The organism is Sphingomonas sp. NPDC092440 (assembly GCF_044754985.1).
In the GTDB taxonomy this organism is placed as follows: domain Bacteria; phylum Pseudomonadota; class Alphaproteobacteria; order Sphingomonadales; family Sphingomonadaceae; genus Sphingomonas.
Genome location: NZ_JBIVQA010000003.1, coordinates 357,238 through 377,078 on the forward strand (window position 1 = coordinate 357,238; position 19,841 = coordinate 377,078).

General features: G+C 68.8%; 13 protein-coding genes. 5 read left to right on the forward strand and 8 right to left on the reverse strand.

Annotated features, from left to right (window positions below):
- Nucleotides 1-465 precede the first annotated feature (465 nt).
- The 4 genes from ACIQCS_RS07095 to ACIQCS_RS07110 form a co-directional block, all read right to left on the reverse strand.
- Nucleotides 466-1,056, reverse strand: a complete 591-nt coding sequence (locus tag ACIQCS_RS07095) for a hypothetical protein (RefSeq protein ID WP_401530425.1) — start codon at nucleotides 1,054-1,056, stop codon at nucleotides 466-468.
- 251 nt (nucleotides 1,057-1,307) lie between these two features.
- Complete coding sequence (locus tag ACIQCS_RS07100) at nucleotides 1,308-2,501, reverse strand: ATP-binding protein (protein ID WP_345851358.1); 1,194 nt, start codon at nucleotides 2,499-2,501, stop codon at nucleotides 1,308-1,310.
- Nucleotides 2,498-3,190, reverse strand: coding sequence for a response regulator (locus ACIQCS_RS07105; RefSeq protein ID WP_086129241.1), 693 nt, complete (start codon nucleotides 3,188-3,190; stop codon nucleotides 2,498-2,500). The genes ACIQCS_RS07100 and ACIQCS_RS07105 overlap by 4 nt, the downstream gene beginning before the upstream one ends.
- 111 nt (nucleotides 3,191-3,301) lie before the next feature.
- Complete coding sequence (locus ACIQCS_RS07110; RefSeq protein WP_345851359.1) at nucleotides 3,302-5,611, reverse strand: serine hydrolase; 2,310 nt, start codon at nucleotides 5,609-5,611, stop codon at nucleotides 3,302-3,304.
- Nucleotides 5,612-5,876: 265 nt separating this feature from the next.
- Here ACIQCS_RS07110 and ACIQCS_RS07115 point away from each other — a divergent pair, with 265 nt between their 5' ends.
- From ACIQCS_RS07115 to ACIQCS_RS07135, 5 genes are all read left to right on the forward strand, one after another.
- Nucleotides 5,877-6,956 carry a serine hydrolase domain-containing protein gene (locus ACIQCS_RS07115; protein ID WP_345851360.1) on the forward strand — a complete coding sequence of 360 codons (1,080 nt, stop codon included), beginning with the start codon at nucleotides 5,877-5,879 and terminating at the stop codon, nucleotides 6,954-6,956.
- 266 nt (nucleotides 6,957-7,222) lie between these two features.
- Nucleotides 7,223-9,373 carry a TonB-dependent siderophore receptor gene (locus ACIQCS_RS07120; RefSeq protein ID WP_345851361.1) on the forward strand — a complete coding sequence of 717 codons (2,151 nt, stop codon included), beginning with the start codon at nucleotides 7,223-7,225 and terminating at the stop codon, nucleotides 9,371-9,373.
- Nucleotides 9,374-9,479: 106 nt separating this feature from the next.
- Entirely contained in the window at nucleotides 9,480-12,629 is a 3,150-nt protein-coding gene (locus ACIQCS_RS07125; protein ID WP_345851362.1) for a YdbH domain-containing protein, read from the forward strand.
- 26 nt (nucleotides 12,630-12,655) lie between these two features.
- The gene (locus tag ACIQCS_RS07130; protein ID WP_345851364.1) at nucleotides 12,656-12,850 is read left to right on the forward strand and encodes a YnbE family lipoprotein; all 195 of its coding nucleotides are present in this window, start codon (nucleotides 12,656-12,658) and stop codon (nucleotides 12,848-12,850) included.
- Complete coding sequence (locus ACIQCS_RS07135; protein ID WP_345851365.1) at nucleotides 12,850-13,227, forward strand: YdbL family protein; 378 nt, start codon at nucleotides 12,850-12,852, stop codon at nucleotides 13,225-13,227. The genes ACIQCS_RS07130 and ACIQCS_RS07135 overlap by 1 nt, the downstream gene beginning before the upstream one ends.
- A 29-nt stretch (nucleotides 13,228-13,256) precedes the next feature.
- Here ACIQCS_RS07135 and ACIQCS_RS07140 read toward each other — a convergent pair whose 3' ends face one another.
- The 4 genes from ACIQCS_RS07140 to ACIQCS_RS07155 are packed head-to-tail and all read right to left on the reverse strand — an operon-like array spanning nucleotide 13,257 to nucleotide 19,818.
- Nucleotides 13,257-13,970 carry a hypothetical protein gene (locus ACIQCS_RS07140; protein WP_345851366.1) on the reverse strand — a complete coding sequence of 238 codons (714 nt, stop codon included), beginning with the start codon at nucleotides 13,968-13,970 and terminating at the stop codon, nucleotides 13,257-13,259.
- A gap of 12 nt (nucleotides 13,971-13,982) precedes the next feature.
- Complete coding sequence (locus tag ACIQCS_RS07145) at nucleotides 13,983-15,425, reverse strand: efflux transporter outer membrane subunit (protein WP_345851367.1); 1,443 nt, start codon at nucleotides 15,423-15,425, stop codon at nucleotides 13,983-13,985.
- Nucleotides 15,422-18,562: a CusA/CzcA family heavy metal efflux RND transporter gene (locus ACIQCS_RS07150; RefSeq protein WP_345851368.1), complete on the reverse strand. Its 3,141-nt coding sequence runs from the start codon at nucleotides 18,560-18,562 to the stop codon at nucleotides 15,422-15,424. The genes ACIQCS_RS07145 and ACIQCS_RS07150 overlap by 4 nt, the downstream gene beginning before the upstream one ends.
- Before the next feature lie 5 nt (nucleotides 18,563-18,567).
- Entirely contained in the window at nucleotides 18,568-19,818 is a 1,251-nt protein-coding gene (locus ACIQCS_RS07155) for an efflux RND transporter periplasmic adaptor subunit (RefSeq protein ID WP_401530432.1), read from the reverse strand.
- Between the last annotated feature and the right edge of the window lie 23 nt (nucleotides 19,819-19,841).

A 19,841-nucleotide genomic window follows, 5' to 3' on the forward strand; every position in this document is an offset into this window, starting at 1 on the left:
GTAACGGATTGTGTGCCAGGATGCCGATGAATAATCTGCGACTCGAGGTATAATGGAGGGTATTTAATGGAGGCATGCACAAGATTCTTGGAATCGCGATTCTAGCGAATCCGCGTGGAGAGGATTATTGGTAATTAGCTACGTCAATCATCGATATTGGAGTGCGAGTAATTCGCTATGATAGAGCCAATTTTTCCATAAATCCTACTTTCGCGCAGGGTGTTTCCTGATACCGGTTTCGCAGTGATCGCCGGATACCGGGAAAATATCGGATAGATCCTGGCCTATACTTGGTGCGATGACGAACTGCGCGTCGCTATGATCTCGTCCATTGTGGATAATGGACGCGAGAATCCCGGGTTCGGCTTCCGGGCGGATGCATTCCGTTGCGCGGCGCTGCCTCAGGCCATTGGCAAAGGGATGGATGGGTGCGCCACCGGTGGCGGTGCCGTGCCGGGCGCGCCTTCAGGTCGCGGTGGCCGGGAAGCGGGATGGCGGCGAGATCGACTCCATCGCCACCACGAGCGCGCAGCAGAGGAGGAGCATCGCCACGGGCGCCATGAGCCGGCGCTCGTCCCGGCTCGGCGAGATCATGTTCAGGGCGAGTCCGAACGCGAGATAGAGCACGGTCGCCCAGGCGAGGCTATGCGACCAGGCATCCGGCAGGATCGCGACAAGGCCGGCCCTGTCGAGGATGATCAGGGCAAGCACCCCATAGATCGGGATCGCGATCCCGCTGCCGAATCGCAATCGGGTAGGGAGTATCCGATGCTGCCCGCCCCAGGCGAAACGACCCAGCGGCAGGCCGGCGACGAGGCCGAGCTGGAACGTCGCCAGGCCGGCAAGCAGGCCGCAGAAGAGAAATGCCGCGATGGAGTCCATGGTCAGGAAATGCCGTGATGATGATGCATGCCGCGGACAAAAACATCCCCGCAGGCCGCGATGCAGCGAAGCGGAATCCGCCGTGCGGCGATCAAGCGCCCAAATCCGTGGAAGCTGCGCGATCGGGAAGTTCTTCTTCGGTATCGATCGCATATTGCAGTCGGGCGGCGGCAAGGGGACTTCCGTACCGATCAAGCAATGCCAACGCCATTCGCATCAGCGAAAGTGCCACGGCGCGGCTGCGCTCTACTTCACTCATGACTTGACGCCACGATCCGTGCAGTATTCCGCAGCTGATCTCTTCCCGCAGTCATGAAATCCGCACCACCCCATTTGGAAGCTGATCTAGAGCGTGAATGCTGCGTTTTTGCGTAAATTGTACGATTATTATGCGAATTGCGGGATGCCTGGTTCGGCACGGTCGATCAGGCCGGATCGGGAGCGACGCCCACGGGCAGGCGCAGCGTGAAGATCGCGCCGCCGCCCTCATGGTTCGCCAATGTCGCGGTTCCGTTATGCGCTTCGGCAATGGCGCGGACGACCGAGAGGCCGAGGCCGCTGCCCCCGCTATGCCGTGCGCGTGAGGTTTCGGCGCGCCAGAACCGGTCAAAGGCCTTGTCCATGGCCTCCTCCGGCAGCCCGGGGCCGTGGTCGACGATCTCGAGCACCGCCCAGCCGCCGTGCCGTGCCGTGCAGATGCGCAACGGACCGCTCTCGGCGGCATAACGCTGTGCGTTCGACAGGACCGCGCCGATCATCTGGCGGATCCGGGCCGCATCGGCGACGACGGCGGTCGGCCGAAGGAGGAGCACCGGTTCCAGTCCCGCCGCTTCCAGGTCGGGACGAACCAGGGCGATGACCCGCTCCACCTCCAGTGCGAGATCGATATGGTCGGGATTCAGGATCATGCGGTCCGACTTTGCCAGGTTGATGGTCTGGAGATCGTCCACCAGCTGCCCCAGCCCTTCCACCTGCAGCAACAGGGATCGCATCTCTTCCTCTTCGCGCGCGAACACGCCGTCGATGGTGCCCTGGATGCGCCCGCGCAGGATCGTGAGCGGCGTGCGCAATTCATGGGCGATCGCCGCGGTGCTTTCCGCCAGCTCGCGTTCCGCGCGTTGCAGCGACTGCGCCATCGCGTTGAAGTCGTCGATGAGCTGCGCTTCCTCCGCCGAGGCCCAGCGCACCAGCGGTGCGCGTGCCGACAGGTCGCCATCCGCCACTCGCCGGGCCGTGAAGGCGACATCGTTCAGGCCGCGCCCCAGCTTGGCGAGGAAGATGCTGCCGAGGATGAAATCGCATATCGCCGCGAGCAGCAGGCAGATCAGCAGCGCGGTATTGCCGCGCTCATTCACTGTCTCCGTCAGGTCGTTGACTTCCTTGATGACCTTGTCGATTCCCTTGAAATCGGGAACCCGGCCGGCATCGAGCGCGGCGATGGCGCGTTGGGTGGCGGGGGAGGAGGTTTCCCGGATATGCCGCTCCTCGTTGGCGGTCCATATCGTCATCGCCACGAAGATCAGCACGCAGTTGACGAGGACGATCACCACCAGCGCCGTCGCCAGCTGGCGCGCAATGGGCCAGCGGCGGCGCAGGCGGGCGCGCAACGCGGCGATCATGACCCGGCCAGCCGATAGCCGACGCCGCGCACCACGACGCAGAGCCCGGTCATGCCGGCCCGGTCGAGCTTGCGGCGCAGGTTGCTGATATGGCTGTCGACGGTCCGTTCGAGCGCATTCCCCTCGGGCAGGCAGGCATCGACCAGCTCGGCGCGGTCGAACACGCGGCGCGGCGCGCGGAGCATGTGCGAGAGCAACCGATACTCGGTCAGCGTCAGGTCGAGCGGGATCGTGGCCGCATCGTTCAATACCGCCGCGGTATAGCTCAGGGTATCGAGCTGCAGCGCGCCGAACCGGATCAGCGATTGATCGGCGCCCGCGCCGGCCGAGCGGCGCAGCACGGCCTTTACCCGCGCGACCACCTCGAGCGGATTGAACGGCTTCACCACATAGTCGTCGGCACCGATCCGCAGCGCGGAAAGCTTGTCGAGATCCTCCGCCCGCGCGGTCGTCATGATGACCGGCGTCATGCCGCGCGCGCGCAGATCGGCCAGCACCGAGAAGCCGTCCCGTTTGGGCAGGCCGACGTCGAGCAGGACGAGGTCGGGCTTCAGCGACTGGTGATGGATCAGTGCGACCTCGCCGTCCTGGGCGGTCACGGTCCGGTATCCCTCGCGCTCCAGATAGGAACACAGGATCCGGGAAATCTGGGGTTCGTCCTCGACGATGAGGATCAGGGCATTTTCCACGATATTCTGCCTAATGAAGGATATCCGCCATCCTCTGACCTGATTATTCGGGATGCGTGAAGATCATATGGAGAAATGATGGAGGCGGCCTCCGGAAGCGGCCGCCTCCGCTCAGAACCGCACCCGCGTGCCGCCCATCAGCCGCAGATCGTCGCGGCCGTCCCGCCCGATAGCGCCGGTTGCGCCAAGCTGGAAGGCCGCTGGCCCGGCATCGATATCGATCCCGGCCCGCAGGCTGGTCCAGGCCCGATCGATCGGAGCGGGGGCGAACCGCATCGCGCCGCCGCCTTCGGCGAAGCGGGCGACCAGGTCCGGGCGGCGATCGGCGATGGTGCGGACATGGAACGCTTCCACGCTCGGGCGGACCATTGCTCCGCCAAGCTCGAAGCCGGTGGCGATCGACAGGCCGGCGCGGGCATCGAGCCGATGCGAGTGGCGGCGATCGATCGTCAGCGCCAGGGCCGAGCCGCTTTCCTCGGCGCGATCCACATTGTTGCCGATGAAGCGCAGCCCGACGATCGGCGCGATCCGCAGCCGGCCCCCCACCGCATAGCCGATGCTCGCATCGACCAGGCTGCCGATGGCCGTGCGGCGCGCCCGGGCCGTGCCGGGATCCAGCCCTTCGATCGCCAGGTCGCGCTCCGTCCGGACGCTCTGGCGCGCGAGCATGGCCCGGAAATCGCCGAACAGGCCATTGCCGCCGTCATAGGCGAGGGCGAGGGCAATTTGCGGTGAGGTCAGGCGAGTCGATCCGCTACCGCCGGCCAGCCGGGCGCGGGCCCGGGCATAGCCGAAGGCGATGCCGGCGCGCAGGCGATCGCCCACCGGCCCCGTGAACCCCCAGCTGCTCGCCCAGCCGGCAATGTCGGCCCCCGGCGCTGCCGCATCCGCGATCGCCCGCCCGCCCAGCGCTCCGCCCGCGAGGAAGGCCCGCCAGCGCCCTTCGCCACTGTCGGCCAGCCGCCCGCGAAAGGCGCTGCCGCCGACGGACATGTGCGTTTCGACCTGATCCGCCATCGCCTCCAGCGACGCCGCGGACAAGCGATCGATCAGTCGGCTGTCATCGGGCGCGATCCGTTCGGCCAGTGCCGAGGCCTGCTCGCTCGTGAGGTCGCCGAACGTCCGGGTGACGGCGAAGAGATCGCCCTTGCTGGCGGCGCAGGACGCCTCGACTTCGCCGAAGACCGCGCCCTGATCGGCGCTCCGCGCGACCAGCACGCCCCGGCGGGCCCGTTCGGCGAGCGCCATCATCAGCGCATAGCCATCCTCCTGCGTGTCCGCGACCCCGGTGAACGGGTTCACCCCGCTGTTGCTGGCGAACACCACGCCGATGCCGGCGGTCGGGACCAGAAAGGAAAAGGCATGGCCGCCAGTGGTGCTTCCCTCGAAGAAATGCGTCGTCCGGCCGGTGATCCGCGAGGTGACGATGCCGCCGGCGCCCAGCTCGCCGACCGGCTCGAACAACCCGCGGAGCGCAGCGGCGGAAGCGAGCGGCTGGGACAGGCCCATCGAGGCGCGCAGCAATTGCTGCTCCACCTTGGCGAAGGCGGGCATCGTCGCAACCATGCCGCCCGCCGGGGCGAGCTCGGGTGGCAGCCGGCCCAACAGGGCATTGGTGACTTCGGCCGGATCGTCGATCGCGACCAGCGTGCCGTCCCCGACCGCCAGATGCACCGATGGATTGGCCGGTCCCAGGTCGCGGGGGATGCCGAAGCTGGCCGTCGCCCCGACGCGCCCGAACACGCTGTCTACCGCCGCCAGCTCATAGGGGCGGGCCACCAGCCGCTCATATATCGTGCCGAGCACGGCAAAGCCGGCATTCGAATAAACCTGCCCTTCGCCCGGCGCATAGTCCGGCTCGGAGGCCAGGAGGAAGCGGGTGAACTGGTCCCGCCGCTCCGCCGGGCCGCCGCTCGCCGCCGCGAATGCGGCCAGCATGGCGCCGGTGCGCTCCGGATCGGTGCCGTTGTACGCGCCGAACCCGGCGGTCATGAACAGCAATTGCCGGACGGTGGCGTCGCGGAAGGCGGGCTGCATCGAGGCCGCCATGTCGGGCAGCAATTCGCCGATCCGTGCATCATAGGACAGGCGCCCCTGGTCGACGAGCTGGCCGACGCTCACCGCCAGCAGGTGCTTGGTGTGAGAGCCCAGGTTGAAACTATCGTCTCCGGTCAGCGCCTCGCCGGTATTGAGGCTGCGTATGCCGGCAGCCGCGGTCGCGACCACGCCGTCCTTGTCGAACACTGTCGCCACCATGCCGGGCGTTCCATTGGCCTGGCGCGCGCGCGCCTGAAAGTCGCGCAGGGTCCGCTCCAGGCCCCGGGTCACCACGCATCGGCCGACCGCATATTGCGCTTCCGCGGGCAGCGCCGCCACGGTGGCGCCGACACCGATCATTCCAAACAACAGTCTCGCCTTCATCGCCGGTTCTCCATGAGATCATGGCGGGCCGGTGGCGGAGGATCGTGCAGGCGGCGGCTAGGGGGTGTGGAGACTCCGTGCAGGCGAAGGCCTGAGCAGGCATGGGTGCCGGCGAAGAAGGGAAGGGCGACGCGCGGCCGCGCCTTCGCATCGGCTTCGCAGATGCTCCACGCATTCTCCACGCAATGGAGGATGGTCAATCCGACGGGCGGCGACTCGCCGCGCGGTCGCCCCGGCGATCGCCTTCACGATCAGGAAAGCTGCCATGCCATCGCCATCCGAGCCGATCCGGACATCCTCGCATCCGATAGCGGCGCGGCTGGGGCGGTTCCGCGACGCCTTCGATTTGCCCGCGGCGGCATGCGCCGTTTTCGGCGCGCACGAAGAGGCCGTCACGGCGGTGTGCGGCCTCCGCCAGGCCGGCGGCACGGCCGCGACGATCGACGATGTGTGGCATTATGGCTCGATCGGCAAGTCCATGACCAGCCTGATGATCGCGCGCCTGGTCGAGGCGGGCGTGCTGCGCTGGGACATGACCGTGGGCGAGGGGCTGGCCGCGATGCCCGACGTGCGGGCCAGCGCGCTCCAGGACGTGACCCTGCTGGATCTGCTCGCGCACCGTGCGGGCCTGCCCGTCGATCCGTCGCGGCCGGGCCTGGTGCGGTACTTGCTCCTGGGCGGCAATCCGGGGCGGACGTCCGCGCGGCTGCTCGGCAACGCGTTGCGCGCGTCGCGGCCACAGCGGGATGGCGATTTCCAATATTCCAATCTCGGCTATGGCCTTGCCGGGGCGATCGCCGTTGCCGCGACCGGCGAGGCGTATCGCACCCTCATGCGCCGGCACGTGCTGGACCCGCTCGAACTGCGCGGCGCGGGGTTCGACCGGCCTCCGCAGGACGGCACGCAGCCGGTCGAGCACCGGCACGCGCTATGGGGCGAGAAATGGGTGGCGCTGAAGCCGGGCAGGCGGGCGGTCGACGATCTGGACATTGTCCGCCCATCGGGTGACGTCCATGGCCGGATCGCCGATCTCGCCCGGTACGGCGCGGCGCATCTGCGCCTGCTGGCCGATCCGGCGGCGCAGGCGGGGGTGCTGGGGACGCTCTATCGCCCGGTCGGCTGCAACCCCGAGCCCGGGGTCGACTGGAACTATGCGCTCGGCTGGTGCGTCGAGCGGCCCTCGGACGGGCGGCTGCGGCTCTGGCATGCCGGCTCCACGGGCAGCTGCTTCGCCTATCTCGCGCTCGACCCGGTGGATTCCTGCGGTTTCGCCTTTGCCACCAATGCCTTCTCCCCCGGCTGGGACGAGGACTTCATGGCCCGGCTGCGGGCCCTGTGGTCGTGAGGCGGGCCGACGCGCGGTGACGCTTGCAGGATAAGGTCGCGCCGGTTCGGCACCGGCGGATTTGCAATTGCTAATTAATCGCATTAGTGGCGCGGCATCGGGAACGCGAATCGTCGCTTCCGTCTTCGCGAACGGGCCATGCTCGCTCCATCTCCCGGAAAGGGCCGATCCGCCTGGCGGCGGCTCCCTGCCGGCGGGAGCGATCGCGGCTGTGTTCGGGAAGGGGGAAGGGAGAGGCGCGGCGAAAGACAAAAAGGGGGACGATGATGCGCCGTTCGTTTCATTTGCTGTTGGCCGGCTCTGCCGTAATGCTCGTGCCGGCATCGCTTCACGCGCAGCAGGCATCGCAGCCGGGCGCGGCGGCGGCGGCGGAGGAGGAGGAGACGAGCGAGGGCATCGTCGTCACGGGCTATGGCCGGAGCGACCAGCCGACCACCGCCACCGGCCTGCATCTCACGCCGATCGAGACGCCGCAGACGATCAGCGTCATCACCCGGCAGCAGATCGACGACCAGGCGCTGATCTCGATCAACGACGCGCTCGACTTTGCCGTCGGCATTTCCAAGAAGGACATCGATCGCGGCCGCAGCGCGATCTCCGCACGGGGCTTCGAGGTCCAGAATTTCCAGCTCGATGGCGCCCCGTTCGCCAATGGCAATGTCGGCTTCGGCGAGACGAGCACCGCAATCTATCAGCGCGTGGACCTGGTGCGCGGTGCGGCTGGCCTGATGCACGGCGCCGGCGATCCCTCGGCGGTCGTCAACCTGATCCGCAAGCATGCCGATGCCGATGCCTTTTCCGGCCAGGTCAGCCTGGAAGCCGCGTCGTGGAACCGCTTCGCCGCGACCGTGGACGTGCAGTCGCCGCTCGACACCGCCGGGGCGGTGCGCGTGCGCGCCGTTGCCCAGGCCTATCGGCAGGACGGCTTCGTCGATCGCGAGGAGAAGAAGGGCCTCGTCCTCTACGGGGTGGTCGATGCCGATCTCGGCCCGCGCACCAAATTGTCGGTCGGTGGCAGCTATCAGCGCGACGATCGCGACGGAGTGATGTGGGCGCAGCTGCCCTATTGGTATACCGACGGCACGCGGACCCGCTGGCCGCGCTCCAAGAGCACCGGCACCGACTGGGGCTTCTGGAACACCACCGAGATTTCGGGTTTCGCTACGCTCACGCACGATCTGGGCGGCAAATGGAGCATCCGCGGCGATCTCGGCTATCACAAGGGGCTGGAGGAATCGCGGCTGCTCTGGCTCGACGGCATGCCCGACCGAGCGACGGGCGCCGGCATGGCGACCTCGGCCTATTGGTTCAAGGCCGATCCCGAGCAGTGGAACGGCAGCATCCAGGCAAGCGGCCCCTTCTCGCTGCTGGGCGGCGAGCATGACCTGGCCGTCGGCGCGATGGTGAACCGCCTGTCCGACGGATGGACCAACCGCGATCCCGTCGCCATGGCTCCGATCGCCGATTTCAACCATTGGGACGGGACGCTCGCCCCACCGGCCTGGGGGCCGCGCTACGTCTCCAGCCGGGGCTCCACTACCCAGGCCGCGCTCTTCGCCACGACGCGGATCGGCCTGGTCGGCCCGCTCAAGCTCATCGGCGGCGGGCGGCTGAGCTATTTCCGGCGCAACGAGGAGGCGGCGGGGACGAGCCCGGCCTATCAGCTGACCTACAAGGGCGTGCTCACTCCCTATGCGGGCCTGGTGCTCGACATCACCAGCAACCTGTCCGCCTATGCGAGCTATACCAAGATCTTCAAGCCGCAGGGCAATGTCCGCGACCGCAACGGGCGCCTGCTCAATCCCCTCGAAGGCAAGAATTACGAGGCCGGCCTGAAGGCACTGCTGCTGGGCGGCAAGCTGCTCGCGACTGCCGCCGTGTACCGCATCGAGCAGGACAATCTCGCCGTGCCCGATCCGGGGCAGTTCGTGCCCGGCACGTCCAACCCGGCCTATCGCGGGGCGACGGGAACCGTCGCCAAGGGCTATGAGATCGAGATTGTCGGCAAGGTGACGCGGCAATGGGATTTGAGCCTGGGCTGGAGCGACTATAGCGCGAAGGATGCCCAGGGCGTCGACGTGCTCGCCCATCAGCCGCGCCGGGCGTTCAACCTCGCGACCAAATATGCCTTTGCCGACGCGCTGGACGGGCTGAGCCTGGGCGGGGCGCTGAAATGGGAGAGCCGGCCGCCGGTCACCGCGCAGAATCCCGGCACGGGCATCGTCGAGCCGATCGGCCAGCCTGCCTATGCCATCGTCAACCTCATGGCGCGCTACGAGCTGACCCGGCAGCTGTCGCTCCAGCTCAATGTCGACAATCTCTTCGACCGGACCTTCTACAGCGGCAACAGCTGGTTCCCCGGCTTCGTCTATGGCGAACCGCGAAACGCGCGGGCGACGCTCAGATATAATTTCTGACGCGCCGTCCGCCGCCGCTTGCCTTTGAGGGAACCTTTGGGGGATGAAAATACTCTAGGTGATAGCGGCGCCGCGACCGGTTGGGCGCTTGTTGGCTGGAGCGGGCGTGGATCCTGGTGACGAAGAGGCGGGCGCGGGAAAAGCGCAAGCGAGCGCGCCGCGCTCGGCGTGGCGCCGGGGCCGCGTCGCCATCGGCCTGCTGGTGCTCCTGGCCATGGTCGTGGTGGCGGCGTGGCTGCAGCGCCGCACGATCGCGCGGGGCTTCGTCGATCGCGAGCTGACCAGGCGCGGGGTCCCGGCCCGCTATGAGATCGAGCAGCTGTCACCCTGGCGGCAGCGGCTGATCAACGTGTCCATCGGCGATCCGCGCGACCCGGACCTCGTCGCCGACTGGATCGAGTTGCGTACCTCGCTCTATCCCTGGCGTGCGGAGGTGCTGGTGGCGAAGGCCGGCAAGGTCCGGGCCAAGGGCCGGATCGTGAACGGTGCGCTGTCGTTGGGATCGCTGGACCGGCTGCTGCCGCCGCCATCCGGCAAGCCATTCGCGCTGCCCCGCCTGATCGTGGACGTCGCCGATGCGCAGCTCCGGCTCGACAGTGGCGGCGGGTTGGTCGTGCTCGGCCTGAACGGCAAGGGAATGCTGGCCGATGGCTTTGCCGGCACGCTGCGCGCCGACTCCGCGCGCCTGCGCATCGCGGACTGCGCCCTGGACGGCGTTGCGGCCAGCATGCAGCTGCGCATCCGGCACGGGGCGCCGCGCCTCGATGGCCCGGCCCAGGCGGCGCGGATCGCCTGTGCGGACACGCGCGCGACGCGGCTCCGCATCGATGTGCGGGCCGCGCTGGAAGCATCGCTGGCGCGCTGGAAGGGCAGCGCGGACCTGGGCGTGGATGCCATGGATTCGTCCCTCGGCCGATTGAACCGCCTGCGCGGCAGCATCGATTTCGACGGGGATCGGGCGCGGACGGAAGGCGGTGTCGCGCTCCGTTCCGGTGCGCTTGCCGCCAGGGAAATCAGCGCGGGCTCGGCGGCGGTGACCGGCCGCTACACGTTCGGCGAAACCATGGGGTTCCAGGGCGAGGTCGCTCTGGAGGGAGGAGCGCTGCCGCCCTCCCTGCTCGGCCGGGTCGCAGGCTATGAGGATGCCGGACAGGGTTCGCCCGCTGCGCCCCTGGTCCGGCAGCTCGCGCGTGCAATGGGCGCGGCTGGCCGCGGCTTCGGCGGGACCGCGGCGCTCGAACTCGCGATGGGTGCCGATCGGAGAACGCTGCGCCTGCGACGCCTGGACCTTGCCGCGCGCTCGGGCGCACGATTGCATTTCGGCCAGGGTGCGGGCCTGGGGCTCGATCTGCGCGATGGCGAAATCGATCTCGCGGGGCAGCTGTCGCTCGGCGGTGGCGGGCTGCCGGATGCGGTCGTGCGGCTGTCGCGCCGGCCGGGAAGCCCGGAACTGCGCGGCACCGGGGCCGTGCGGCCCTATGCGGCTGGCGGCGCCCGGCTGGAGCTCTCCAGCCTCGATTTCGGCGTGCGCGGCGCGGCCGGCGAAATGCGGACCGCGATGATCCTGTCAGGGCCGGTGAGCGGCGGGCGCGTCGATGGTCTGTCCATGCCGCTTCTGGTGCGCTGGGACGCGCGGATGCTCGCGGTGAACCCAGGGTGCGGCCCGATCGGCTTCTCGCGTGTCTCCGCGGCCGGTGCCGTTCTGGACGGCAATCGCCTCCAGCTCTGCCCGCTCGGGCCGGCAATGGTCCGATGGGAGCAGCATGGGCTCGCCGGTGGCATTCGGGTCGCCCAGGCGGAGCTGAAGGGCAGGGTGGGCGAGAGTCCGCTGCGCCTTGCGGCGGAAGCCGCGGAGCTCGACCTGGCCACCAGCCGTTTCATCGTCACCAAGGCCGCGGCGCGCCTGGGGGGCGATCGGCCGACGCGCCTCGATATCGGCCAGCTGCGCGGCAGCTTCCGCGCGGGCCTGAGCGGGGATTTCGACGCGCTGGGCGGCCAGATCGGCGCGGTGCCGCTGCAGCTCTCGGAGGGCAAGGGCAGCTGGCGGGTCGAAGGTGGCGACCTCCTGCTGCGGGGCGGCTTCACCCTTGCCGACGCGGAGGCGGCGGCGCGTTTCAAGCCGCTGGCGGCACCGGACGCGACTCTGCGCCTGCGCGACGGCAAGATCGATGCGCAGGCCGGGCTCCTCAGCCCCAAGCACCAGCTGCCCGTGGCCAAGGTGAAGATCGCGCATGACCTGGCCCGCGGGGAAGGACAGGCCCTGCTCGAAGTGCCCGGCGTCCGCTTCCATGTCGACGGCCTTCAGCCCGACGATCTCACGCCGCTCACTTATGGCGTGATCGCCGATGTGAACGGGCTCGTCGCCGGCACCGGGCGGTTCGGCTGGTCGGGCGACACGGTCACCAGCACCGGCCATTTCACGGCGACCAATGTCGATCTGGCCGCCGCGTTCGGCCCGGTGCAGGGGCTCACGACGCAGCTCGACTTCACCGATCTGCTCAACCTGCGCAGCGCACCGGGGCAGGCGGCCAATGTTGCCGAGATCAATCCCGGCGTTCCGGTGCGCGGCGGCGTGCTGCGCTACCAGCTGCTCGACAGCCGCCGCGTGCGGGTGGAGGGCGCGCGCTGGCCCTTTGCGGGCGGCGAACTCGTCCTGGACTCCACCGTCCTCGATTTCGACGTGGCGGGGGAGCGGCGGCTGACCTTCCATGTGAAGGGTGCCGACGCCGCGCTGTTCCTGAAGGAAATGGCCTTCGACAATCTGGATGCCACCGGCACGTTCGACGGCACGCTGCCGATGATCTTCGACGCGAAGGGCGGCCGGATCGAAGGCGGCGAGCTCCACGCCCGGACCGGCGGGCACATCGCCTATGTCGGCGAGGTCTCGCGGCAGGATGTCGGCTTGTGGGGCAACATGGCGTTCCAGGCGCTGAAATCGCTGAACTACAAGAACCTCACCATCCGGATGAACGGCCCGCTGGCGGGGGAGATGATCACGGACATCGGCTTTTCGGGCGTGAGCCAGGGCCAGGGCACCAAATCGAATTTCCTGATCCGCCGGCTGGCGCGGCTGCCCTTCGTGTTCAACGTGCGGATCAGCGCGCCCTTCCGCCAGCTGTTGGACTCCGTCCAGTCCTGGTACGATCCCCGCCGCCTCATCGAGCGCAACCTGCCGTCATTGATCGAGGAGCAGAATCGTGCACAGGAGGGCGCCAGGCCCGCCGTTCAGCCCCGAGAAAGCGCCCCTGTCCCATGAAAGGCAAGAATATGCAGCTTCGAAGCATGACACAGGTGTTGCCGCACTGGCTCGGCTATCTCGGAGTGGCACCGGTGGCGCTCGCGGGCGGCTGCGTGAACGTGACCGCGCCTGACAAGCCGATCGTCATCAATCTCAACATTTCGATCACCCAGGAAGTGGTCTATCGTCTCGACAACAAGGCGAAGGCCCTCATCCAGGACCATCCGGGGATATTCTGATGCGCAACTTGCTTCCCATCTTCGGCCTGGCGGCGGCGCTCGTGGCGGCCATGGTCGCGCCTGCCTCCGCGCAGCGGGACCCTGCCTATCAGGCGGCCCGCCAGGCCGGGCTCGTCGGCGAGCAGCCCGACGGCTATCTCGGCATCGCCGGCAGCCCGACGGCCGAGCTCCAGGCGATGGTGAACAACATCAACATCCAGCGGAAGCGCCAATATACGCAGCAGGCGGCGGCGAACTCGACGGTGGAGCAGATGGCGTTCGTCACCGGCTGCAACCTGATCGCCCGCACCGCGCCGGGCGAGAAGTATCGGGCGCCCGACGGCCGCTGGCTCACCCGGGGCGGCGATGCGCCCGTAAGGGATCCCCGCTGCCTCTGAGCGGAGGCGGCGGCCGCACGGGCCGACGCTCAATCCCGGATACGCGGATCGATCCACAATAGCCGGTGCGGCAGGTCGAGGAGGATATGGCGGCCCGCAAAGGCGCCGAGACCGAGGGTGACCACAGGCCCCGCATCCGCCGTGGCCGTGCGCACGATGTCGGAGACCGAGAGGGTCGTCGTGCCCACGCCGATCGCCAGCGGCGCGGCACCCGGCGATAGCGACGGACCGGCCCTGGCGCCGCGCGGGTCGGACAGTCGCAGCGTCGCCGAAACCGGCTTGCCGCCGATGCTGGCCGGGAAGATCCAGCTTCCGTCCGGGCCGGGCGCCAGATCGACCGGGATCAGCCAGCGGGTCGCGCGGCCATATTCGGCAGGGAGCACTATCCGGATCCGGCGGCTCCGGAAATCCAGGTCGAAGACATGGCCTTCGACAATATCCCGGCCGATGCGGAAATCGGTGCCGGGCTCCAGCGGTGAGGGCGCGACGGCAAGGGCGTCGACGGGAAAGGTGCCGCCCGACAGGGCGATCGTCATGGGGCGACCGCGCTGCAGCACGCCGCCGGGGCCATGGGGGCGCCGGCCCTTGTCGATCTGGTCCGCGATGCTCGGGCTCACGACCGAGGTTTCGGAACCCGGATCGATACCGGCCCGCAGCCGACGCCCCTCGATCGAGGCGGAGATCAGCAGCCCTGCCGCCGCGATCACGAACTTTCCGCTTATCGCACCGATCACGCCACCCATCGCGCCATCCTCCTATCGCGCCTGCCCGGTGTCGCCGCCGAGTGCGAGATACAGCGCCGCCACGTCGCTGAACCGGGCGGCGCGGGCGTCGACAAGGGCAATGACGGTCTGGCTTCGGGTCGCGGTCGCGTTGAGGAGGGCGAGCGTGCCGACCTGCCCAAGGCGGAGCTGATAGGCGAGATACCCCAGATTCTCGGCCGCCGCGCCGTCCGCCTTCTCGGCCGCGGCCAGGGCGGCCGCGTCGGCATGAAGCGCGGTGAGGGCGTCGGCGACGTCGCCGAACGCGCCGAGCACCGCGGCGCGATATTGCGCCTTCGCCCCGTCGAGCGCCGCTTCGGCCGCCTTTTGCTGCTGCCGCAGCGCGCCGCCGTGGAAGAGGGGCTGGGTGATCCCGCCGATCAGCGACCAGAAGGGGTTGCCGCCTTTGAACATGTCGCCGAAGCGCGTCGCCTGGCCGCCCGCCGATGCGCTCAGGCTGATCGACGGCAGGCGCGCGGCGATCGCGACGCCGACATCGGCGCTCGCCGCGTGCAGGGACGCTTCGGCGGCGCGCACATCGGGGCGTTGCCGGACCAACAGGGACGGCAGCGAGACGGGCAGGGTCGGGGGAAGCACCAGCGCGTCCAGATCGGGCGTGGCCGGCAGGGGCTCGGCGGGCTCGCGCCCGAGCAGGATCGACAGCGCCGCCTGCTGATGGCCCAGCGCCTTGGTCAGGGCCGGCAGGGTTCCCTCGACCTGGGCCAGCGCGGCGACCTGGGCCGCGACGTCCGCCTTGCCGATGGCGCCGGCTTCCTGCTGGACGCGGAGCAGGGCCAGCACTTCGCGGCTGGCCTTGATGCTCGCCTCGGTGGCCGCAACCTTCTCGCGCAGCGCCGCTTCCTCGATCGCGGCGAGGACGGTGTTGGCCGCCACGGCCGCCCTGGCGGCTTCGAGCCGGAAGGCAGTGGCGTCGGCCGTCGCGCGGGCGGATTCGATCCGCCGTTTCGTTCCGCCGAACAGGTCGAGCGGATAGGAAATGTTCAACGTCGTGGTGTGCAGGCCGTAGAGGAAGACACCCGGCTCGGACAGCGGATCGGACAGCGCTTCCGACGCGCGGGTGCGCGATGCCTGATAGCCGATATCGGCTTCGGGCAGGCGGCTTCCGGCGACCGCCGCCGCCTGGGCGCGCGCCTGTCGCAGATTGGCGTCGGCGATCGCGACATCGGTGTTCGCGGCCAGCGCCATGTCGACCAGGCGGTCCAACGCCGGGCTGCCGAATTGCGTCCACCAGCGCGCCGGCAATGCCGCGCCCATCGTGAGCGTCTCGCCGGGCGTGCTCGCCGTGGCGGGTATCACCGCGGGTGGCGCGACCGGGGTATAGCCCGAGCTGGACGGCGCGGCAGGCGGCGTGAAGGCCGGGCCGACCGTGCAGCCCGAGAGCAGGGCCGCGCCCATCAATGCGGGATGCAGCTTCACGAGTTGGCCTCCGCTTCGGCGACGAGGGCGGGCCTGTGCCGCGAGAACAAGTCGACGAGCACGGGCAGGACCAGCAGGATCAGGAGCGGCGCCAGGATCATCCCGCCGACCACCACGATTGCCAATGGCTTCTGCACCTGGCTGCCGATGCCGCTGGAGAATGCGGCGGGAACCAGTCCGATCGCGGCGACCAGGCAGGTCATGACCACCGGCCTCAGGCTCTGGCTGCATGCCCGGGCCAGTGCCTGCGCGCGCGCCATGCCTTCGTCGATCGCCTGGTTGAAGGCGGTCAGGACGATGATCCCGTCCATCACCGAGATGCCGAGCAGCGCGACGAAGCCGATCGCGGCGGAGATGCTGAACGCGGTACCTGTCAGCACGAGAGCCAGCACCCCGCCGATCAGCGCCATCGGCATCACCGAGGCGGCGAGCAGCATGTCGATCGCCGAGCCGAAATTCAGGAAGAGCAGCAAGAGGATGAGCCCGAGGCTGATCGGCACCACCAGCTTCAGCCGCGAGACCGCATTTTCGAGGTTGCCGAGCTCGCCGGCCCATTCGAGATGATAGCCGGGCGGCAGCTTGACCTGCTGTGCGACCGCCTGTTGCGCCTCGCTCACCGCGCCGCCGAGATCGCGCCCGCGCACCGCGAACTTGATCGGGACATAGCGCTCCTGATGCTCGCGATAGACGAACGAGGGCCCGGTGGTCAGCTTCACCTCGGCGACTTCCGAGAGCGGCACCTGCACCGCTGCGCCATTGGCGCCTGGAGCGCCGACGGTGATCCGGCGGATGCTGTCCAGGCTGTCGCGCTGCCCGGGCTGGAGGCGCACGACGATCGGGAAATGCCGGTCGGTGGCGCGCTCGTACAGGTCGCCGGCCGCCTCGCCGCCGATCGCGGCGCGGACCACCTGGTTGATGTCCTCCGGCGTCAGGCCGTAGCGCGCTGCCCGGTCGCGGTCGGGGACCACCTGGACGGTCGGCTGGCCGAGCAGCTCGAACATGCCGAGATCGGCGATGCCGGGCACCTTGGCCATCACCGCCTCGATCTGCTTGCCGGTCTTTTCCAGCGTCGCCAGGTCGGGGCCGAACAGCTTGATCGAATTCGCGCCCTTCACGCCCGACGCGGCCTCCTCGACATTGTCCTGGATATATTGGGAGAAGGCAAACTCGACGCCGGGGAAGCGATCGCTCAGCCGCTTCTGCATGTCGGCGGTCAGCTTCGCCTTGGTCATCCCGCGCGGCCATTGGTCGCTCGGCTTCAGCGGCGTGAAGAATTCGGCGTTGAAGAAGCCGGTCGCGTCGGTGCCGTCGTCGGGGCGGCCATGCTGCGACACCACCGTCTGCACCTCGGGATAGGAGCGGATGATCCGGCGCGCCTCGTTGACCACCTTCTGCCCTTCCTCGAGCGAGACCGAGGCGGGCATGGTGGCGCGTATCCACATATTGCCTTCCTCCAGCTTGGGGAGGAACTCGACGCCGAGCGTGAAGCTGGTGGTGCCCGCCGCGAGCACCAGCGCGGCGGCGCCGCCGAGCGTCAGCACCCGATTGGCGATCGCGAAGCGCACCGCCGGCTCGTAGACGGCGCGCAGCTTGCGCACGATCCAGGTCTCGACCTCGCTCAGCCGGTCCGGAAGCAGCAGCGCGGCGAGCACCGGCGAGACCGTGAAGGTGGCGATCAGCCCGCCGGCGATGGCATAGGCATAGGTCTTCGCCATCGGCCCGAAGATATGGCCCTCGACGCCCGAGAGCGTGAACAGCGGGATGAAGCTGGCGATGATGATCGCGGCGGCGAAGAAGATGCCGCGATTGACTTCGCCCGCGCCGTTCAGGATCGCGGAGAGCCGGTTGCCGGGCGTATAGTGCCCGCTGCCCCGCTCGACGGCATGGCTGCGCTCGACCAGGTGGCGATAGATGTTCTCGACCATGATCACGGTCGCGTCGACGATCAGGCCGAAATCGAGCGCGCCGACCGACAACAGGTTCGCCGACTCCCCCTGGGCCGTGAGGATCAGCACCGCGAAGCAGAGCGCGAAGGGAATCGTCGCCGCCACGATCAGCGCCGAGCGCAGATTCCCCAGGAACAGCCATTGCAGGAAGAAGATGAGGAGAATGCCCTCGATCATGTTGCGGATGACGGTGCTGGTCGTCAGCGCGATCAGGCCGGAACGGTCGTAGATCCGCTCGAGCTTGACGCCGGGAGGGAGGATTCCGGACGCGTTGATGTCCTGGATCGCGTTCTCGACCGCCTTGATCGTCGGGCTCGACTGCGCGCCGCGATACATTAGCACGGTGCCCTGGACGATATCGTCGTCCTTGTCCTGCCCGGCGATGCCGAGCCGTGGCTGGTTGCCGACCTTCACGGTCGCCACATCGCTCAGCTTGACCGGGGCGCTGCCGTGCGTGCCGACCAGCACCCGATTGATGTCGTCGACCGAATGGATCAGCGCGACGCCGCGCACGATCGCGTTCTGCGGCCCGAAGGTGACCGTCTGCCCGCCGACATTCGCGTTGCTCTTGCCGAGCGCGTCGATCACATTGGCGGCGGTGATGCCCTCGGCGACCAGCCGGTCATTGTCGATGACGACTTCATAGGTGCGGGTCTTGCCGCCCCAGCCGGTCACGTCGATCACCCCCGGCACTGCCTTGATCCGGCGCTCGACCACCCAGTCCTGGATCGTCTTCAGGTCCATCACCGAATAGCCCGGCGGCCCGACGACGCGGTATCGATAGATCTCGCCGATCGGACTGACCGGCGAGATGCCGGGCTGCACGCCGGCCGGGAGCCCGTCGATCTGGTTCAGCCGGTTGATCACCTGCTGCTGCGCCTGCTCGAACGTATAGTCGTAGCTGAACTGGATCTTCACGTCGCTCAGGCCGAACAGCGAGATGGTGCGGACCGAGGTGACGTGCGGGATGCCGGCCATCGCCACTTCGATCGGGATCGTGATGTTCCGCTCGATCTCCTCGCCCGAGATGCCGGGATTCTGGGTGACGATCTCGACGGCGGGGGGAACCGGGTCGGGATAGGCCTCGATGTTGAGCTTCAGGAAGGCGAAGCCGCCCGAGACGATCATCGCCACGAGCAGCAGGACCATGAGCACGCGCTGATGCAGCGCAAAGGCGACCAGGCGGTTCATCGCGATCAGCCCGGAATGCCGGCTTCGTTGACGAAGATGGCGCCCCTGGTGACGATCCGCTCGCCGGCACGGAGCCCGGCGGTGATGCGGATCGTGCCGTCGCCCGGGCCCTCCGCCACGGTGACGCTGCGCGCGACCAGGCGGCGGCCCGGCTGGGCAACCCAGACACGGGCAGTGTCGCCTTCGCGGATGACGGCTTGCGCGGGAACGACGAGCGCGGTGCCTGGCACCGCCCTCGCCGGCGCGGCGATCGCGAAGCTCGCGAACATCTGCGGCTTGAGCACGCCGTCCGGATTGGCGATGGCGGCGCGCACGGGCAGGCGATGGGTGTTGGGATCGAGCGCGGATCCCACCATGCGCACCCGCGCGGTGAAGCTCCGGCCCGGAGCGGCGGGGGTCGTCACCGTCACCTGATCGCCGACGCGCACCCGGCCCGCATCGCTCTCGGGCACTTGGGCCACCAGCCATACCGAGGCGGGATCGGTGATCACCAGCGCCGGCCCGTCCGCACCTGCGCCGAGATACTGGCCGGCGCTGATCGTGCGGCTGGCGACGATCCCGCCGATCGGCGCGCGCACGATCGCATTGCCGGCAAGCCCGCCCCCGGCGATGCGGGCGATGTCGCCCGGTGTGCCGCCCTGGATCGCGATCTGGTTGCGCGCCACCACATAGGCGGCGTCGGCCGTGCGCATCGCCGCCTGCGCGGCGACCAGCTCGCTCTTGGCCTGCTGATAGTCGCGCAGCGCGCCGCCGCCATTCTTGTAGATCAGCTCCGCGCGCTGGGCGTTGCCCTGGGCGATGCCCAGCTGGGCGCGCGCGGTATCGCGCTGGGCGGCGGCCGCGACCAGGCTGTTTGCGCCCTGGGCGCGCTCGGTCGACCGAATCTCGAACAGGGGCTGGCCGCGTGCGACGCGCTGTCCGGCCTCGACGAACACGCGCGTCACCTGTCCGGTCAGCGGCGGCAGCACCGGCGTGGAACGGTCCTCGTCGACCGAGATGGTGCCGGTGGCGCGGAGAGTAGCGCCGTCCGCCGCCGTTCCCACCGCGCGGATCTCCATGGCGGCATATTGATCCGGGGTCGCCTGGAAAATGCCGGGTTCGCCGGGCGCCTCCGCCGGATCGGGATCCTGCTGGTGCAGCAGCGACGCCAGCACGATGACTGCGATCAGGATCGCCGCGCCGGCCAGCACATAGGCGGCCTGCCGCTTGCGGGGCAGCGCGTCCGGCGATTGCGCGGGCAGGGCAGTTTCGGTCAAGGCCACCTCGAACGGCAAGAGAG

Excerpts from the sequence above, each read along its gene's own strand:
- ACIQCS_RS07150 (WP_345851368.1), bottom strand. The coding sequence starts at position 18,562 with ATGAACCGCCTGGTCGCCTTTGCGCTGCATCAGCGCGTGCTCATGGTC.
- ACIQCS_RS07100 (WP_345851358.1), bottom strand. The coding sequence starts at position 2,501 with ATGATCGCCGCGTTGCGCGCCCGCCTGCGCCGCCGCTGGCCCATTGCG.
- ACIQCS_RS07130 (WP_345851364.1), top strand. The coding sequence starts at position 12,656 with ATGACACAGGTGTTGCCGCACTGGCTCGGCTATCTCGGAGTGGCACCG.
- ACIQCS_RS07120 (WP_345851361.1), top strand. The coding sequence starts at position 7,223 with ATGCGCCGTTCGTTTCATTTGCTGTTGGCCGGCTCTGCCGTAATGCTC.
- ACIQCS_RS07115 (WP_345851360.1), top strand. The coding sequence starts at position 5,877 with ATGCCATCGCCATCCGAGCCGATCCGGACATCCTCGCATCCGATAGCG.
- ACIQCS_RS07135 (WP_345851365.1), top strand. The coding sequence starts at position 12,850 with ATGCGCAACTTGCTTCCCATCTTCGGCCTGGCGGCGGCGCTCGTGGCG.
- ACIQCS_RS07110 (WP_345851359.1), bottom strand. The coding sequence starts at position 5,611 with ATGAAGGCGAGACTGTTGTTTGGAATGATCGGTGTCGGCGCCACCGTG.
- ACIQCS_RS07140 (WP_345851366.1), bottom strand. The coding sequence starts at position 13,970 with ATGGGTGGCGTGATCGGTGCGATAAGCGGAAAGTTCGTGATCGCGGCG.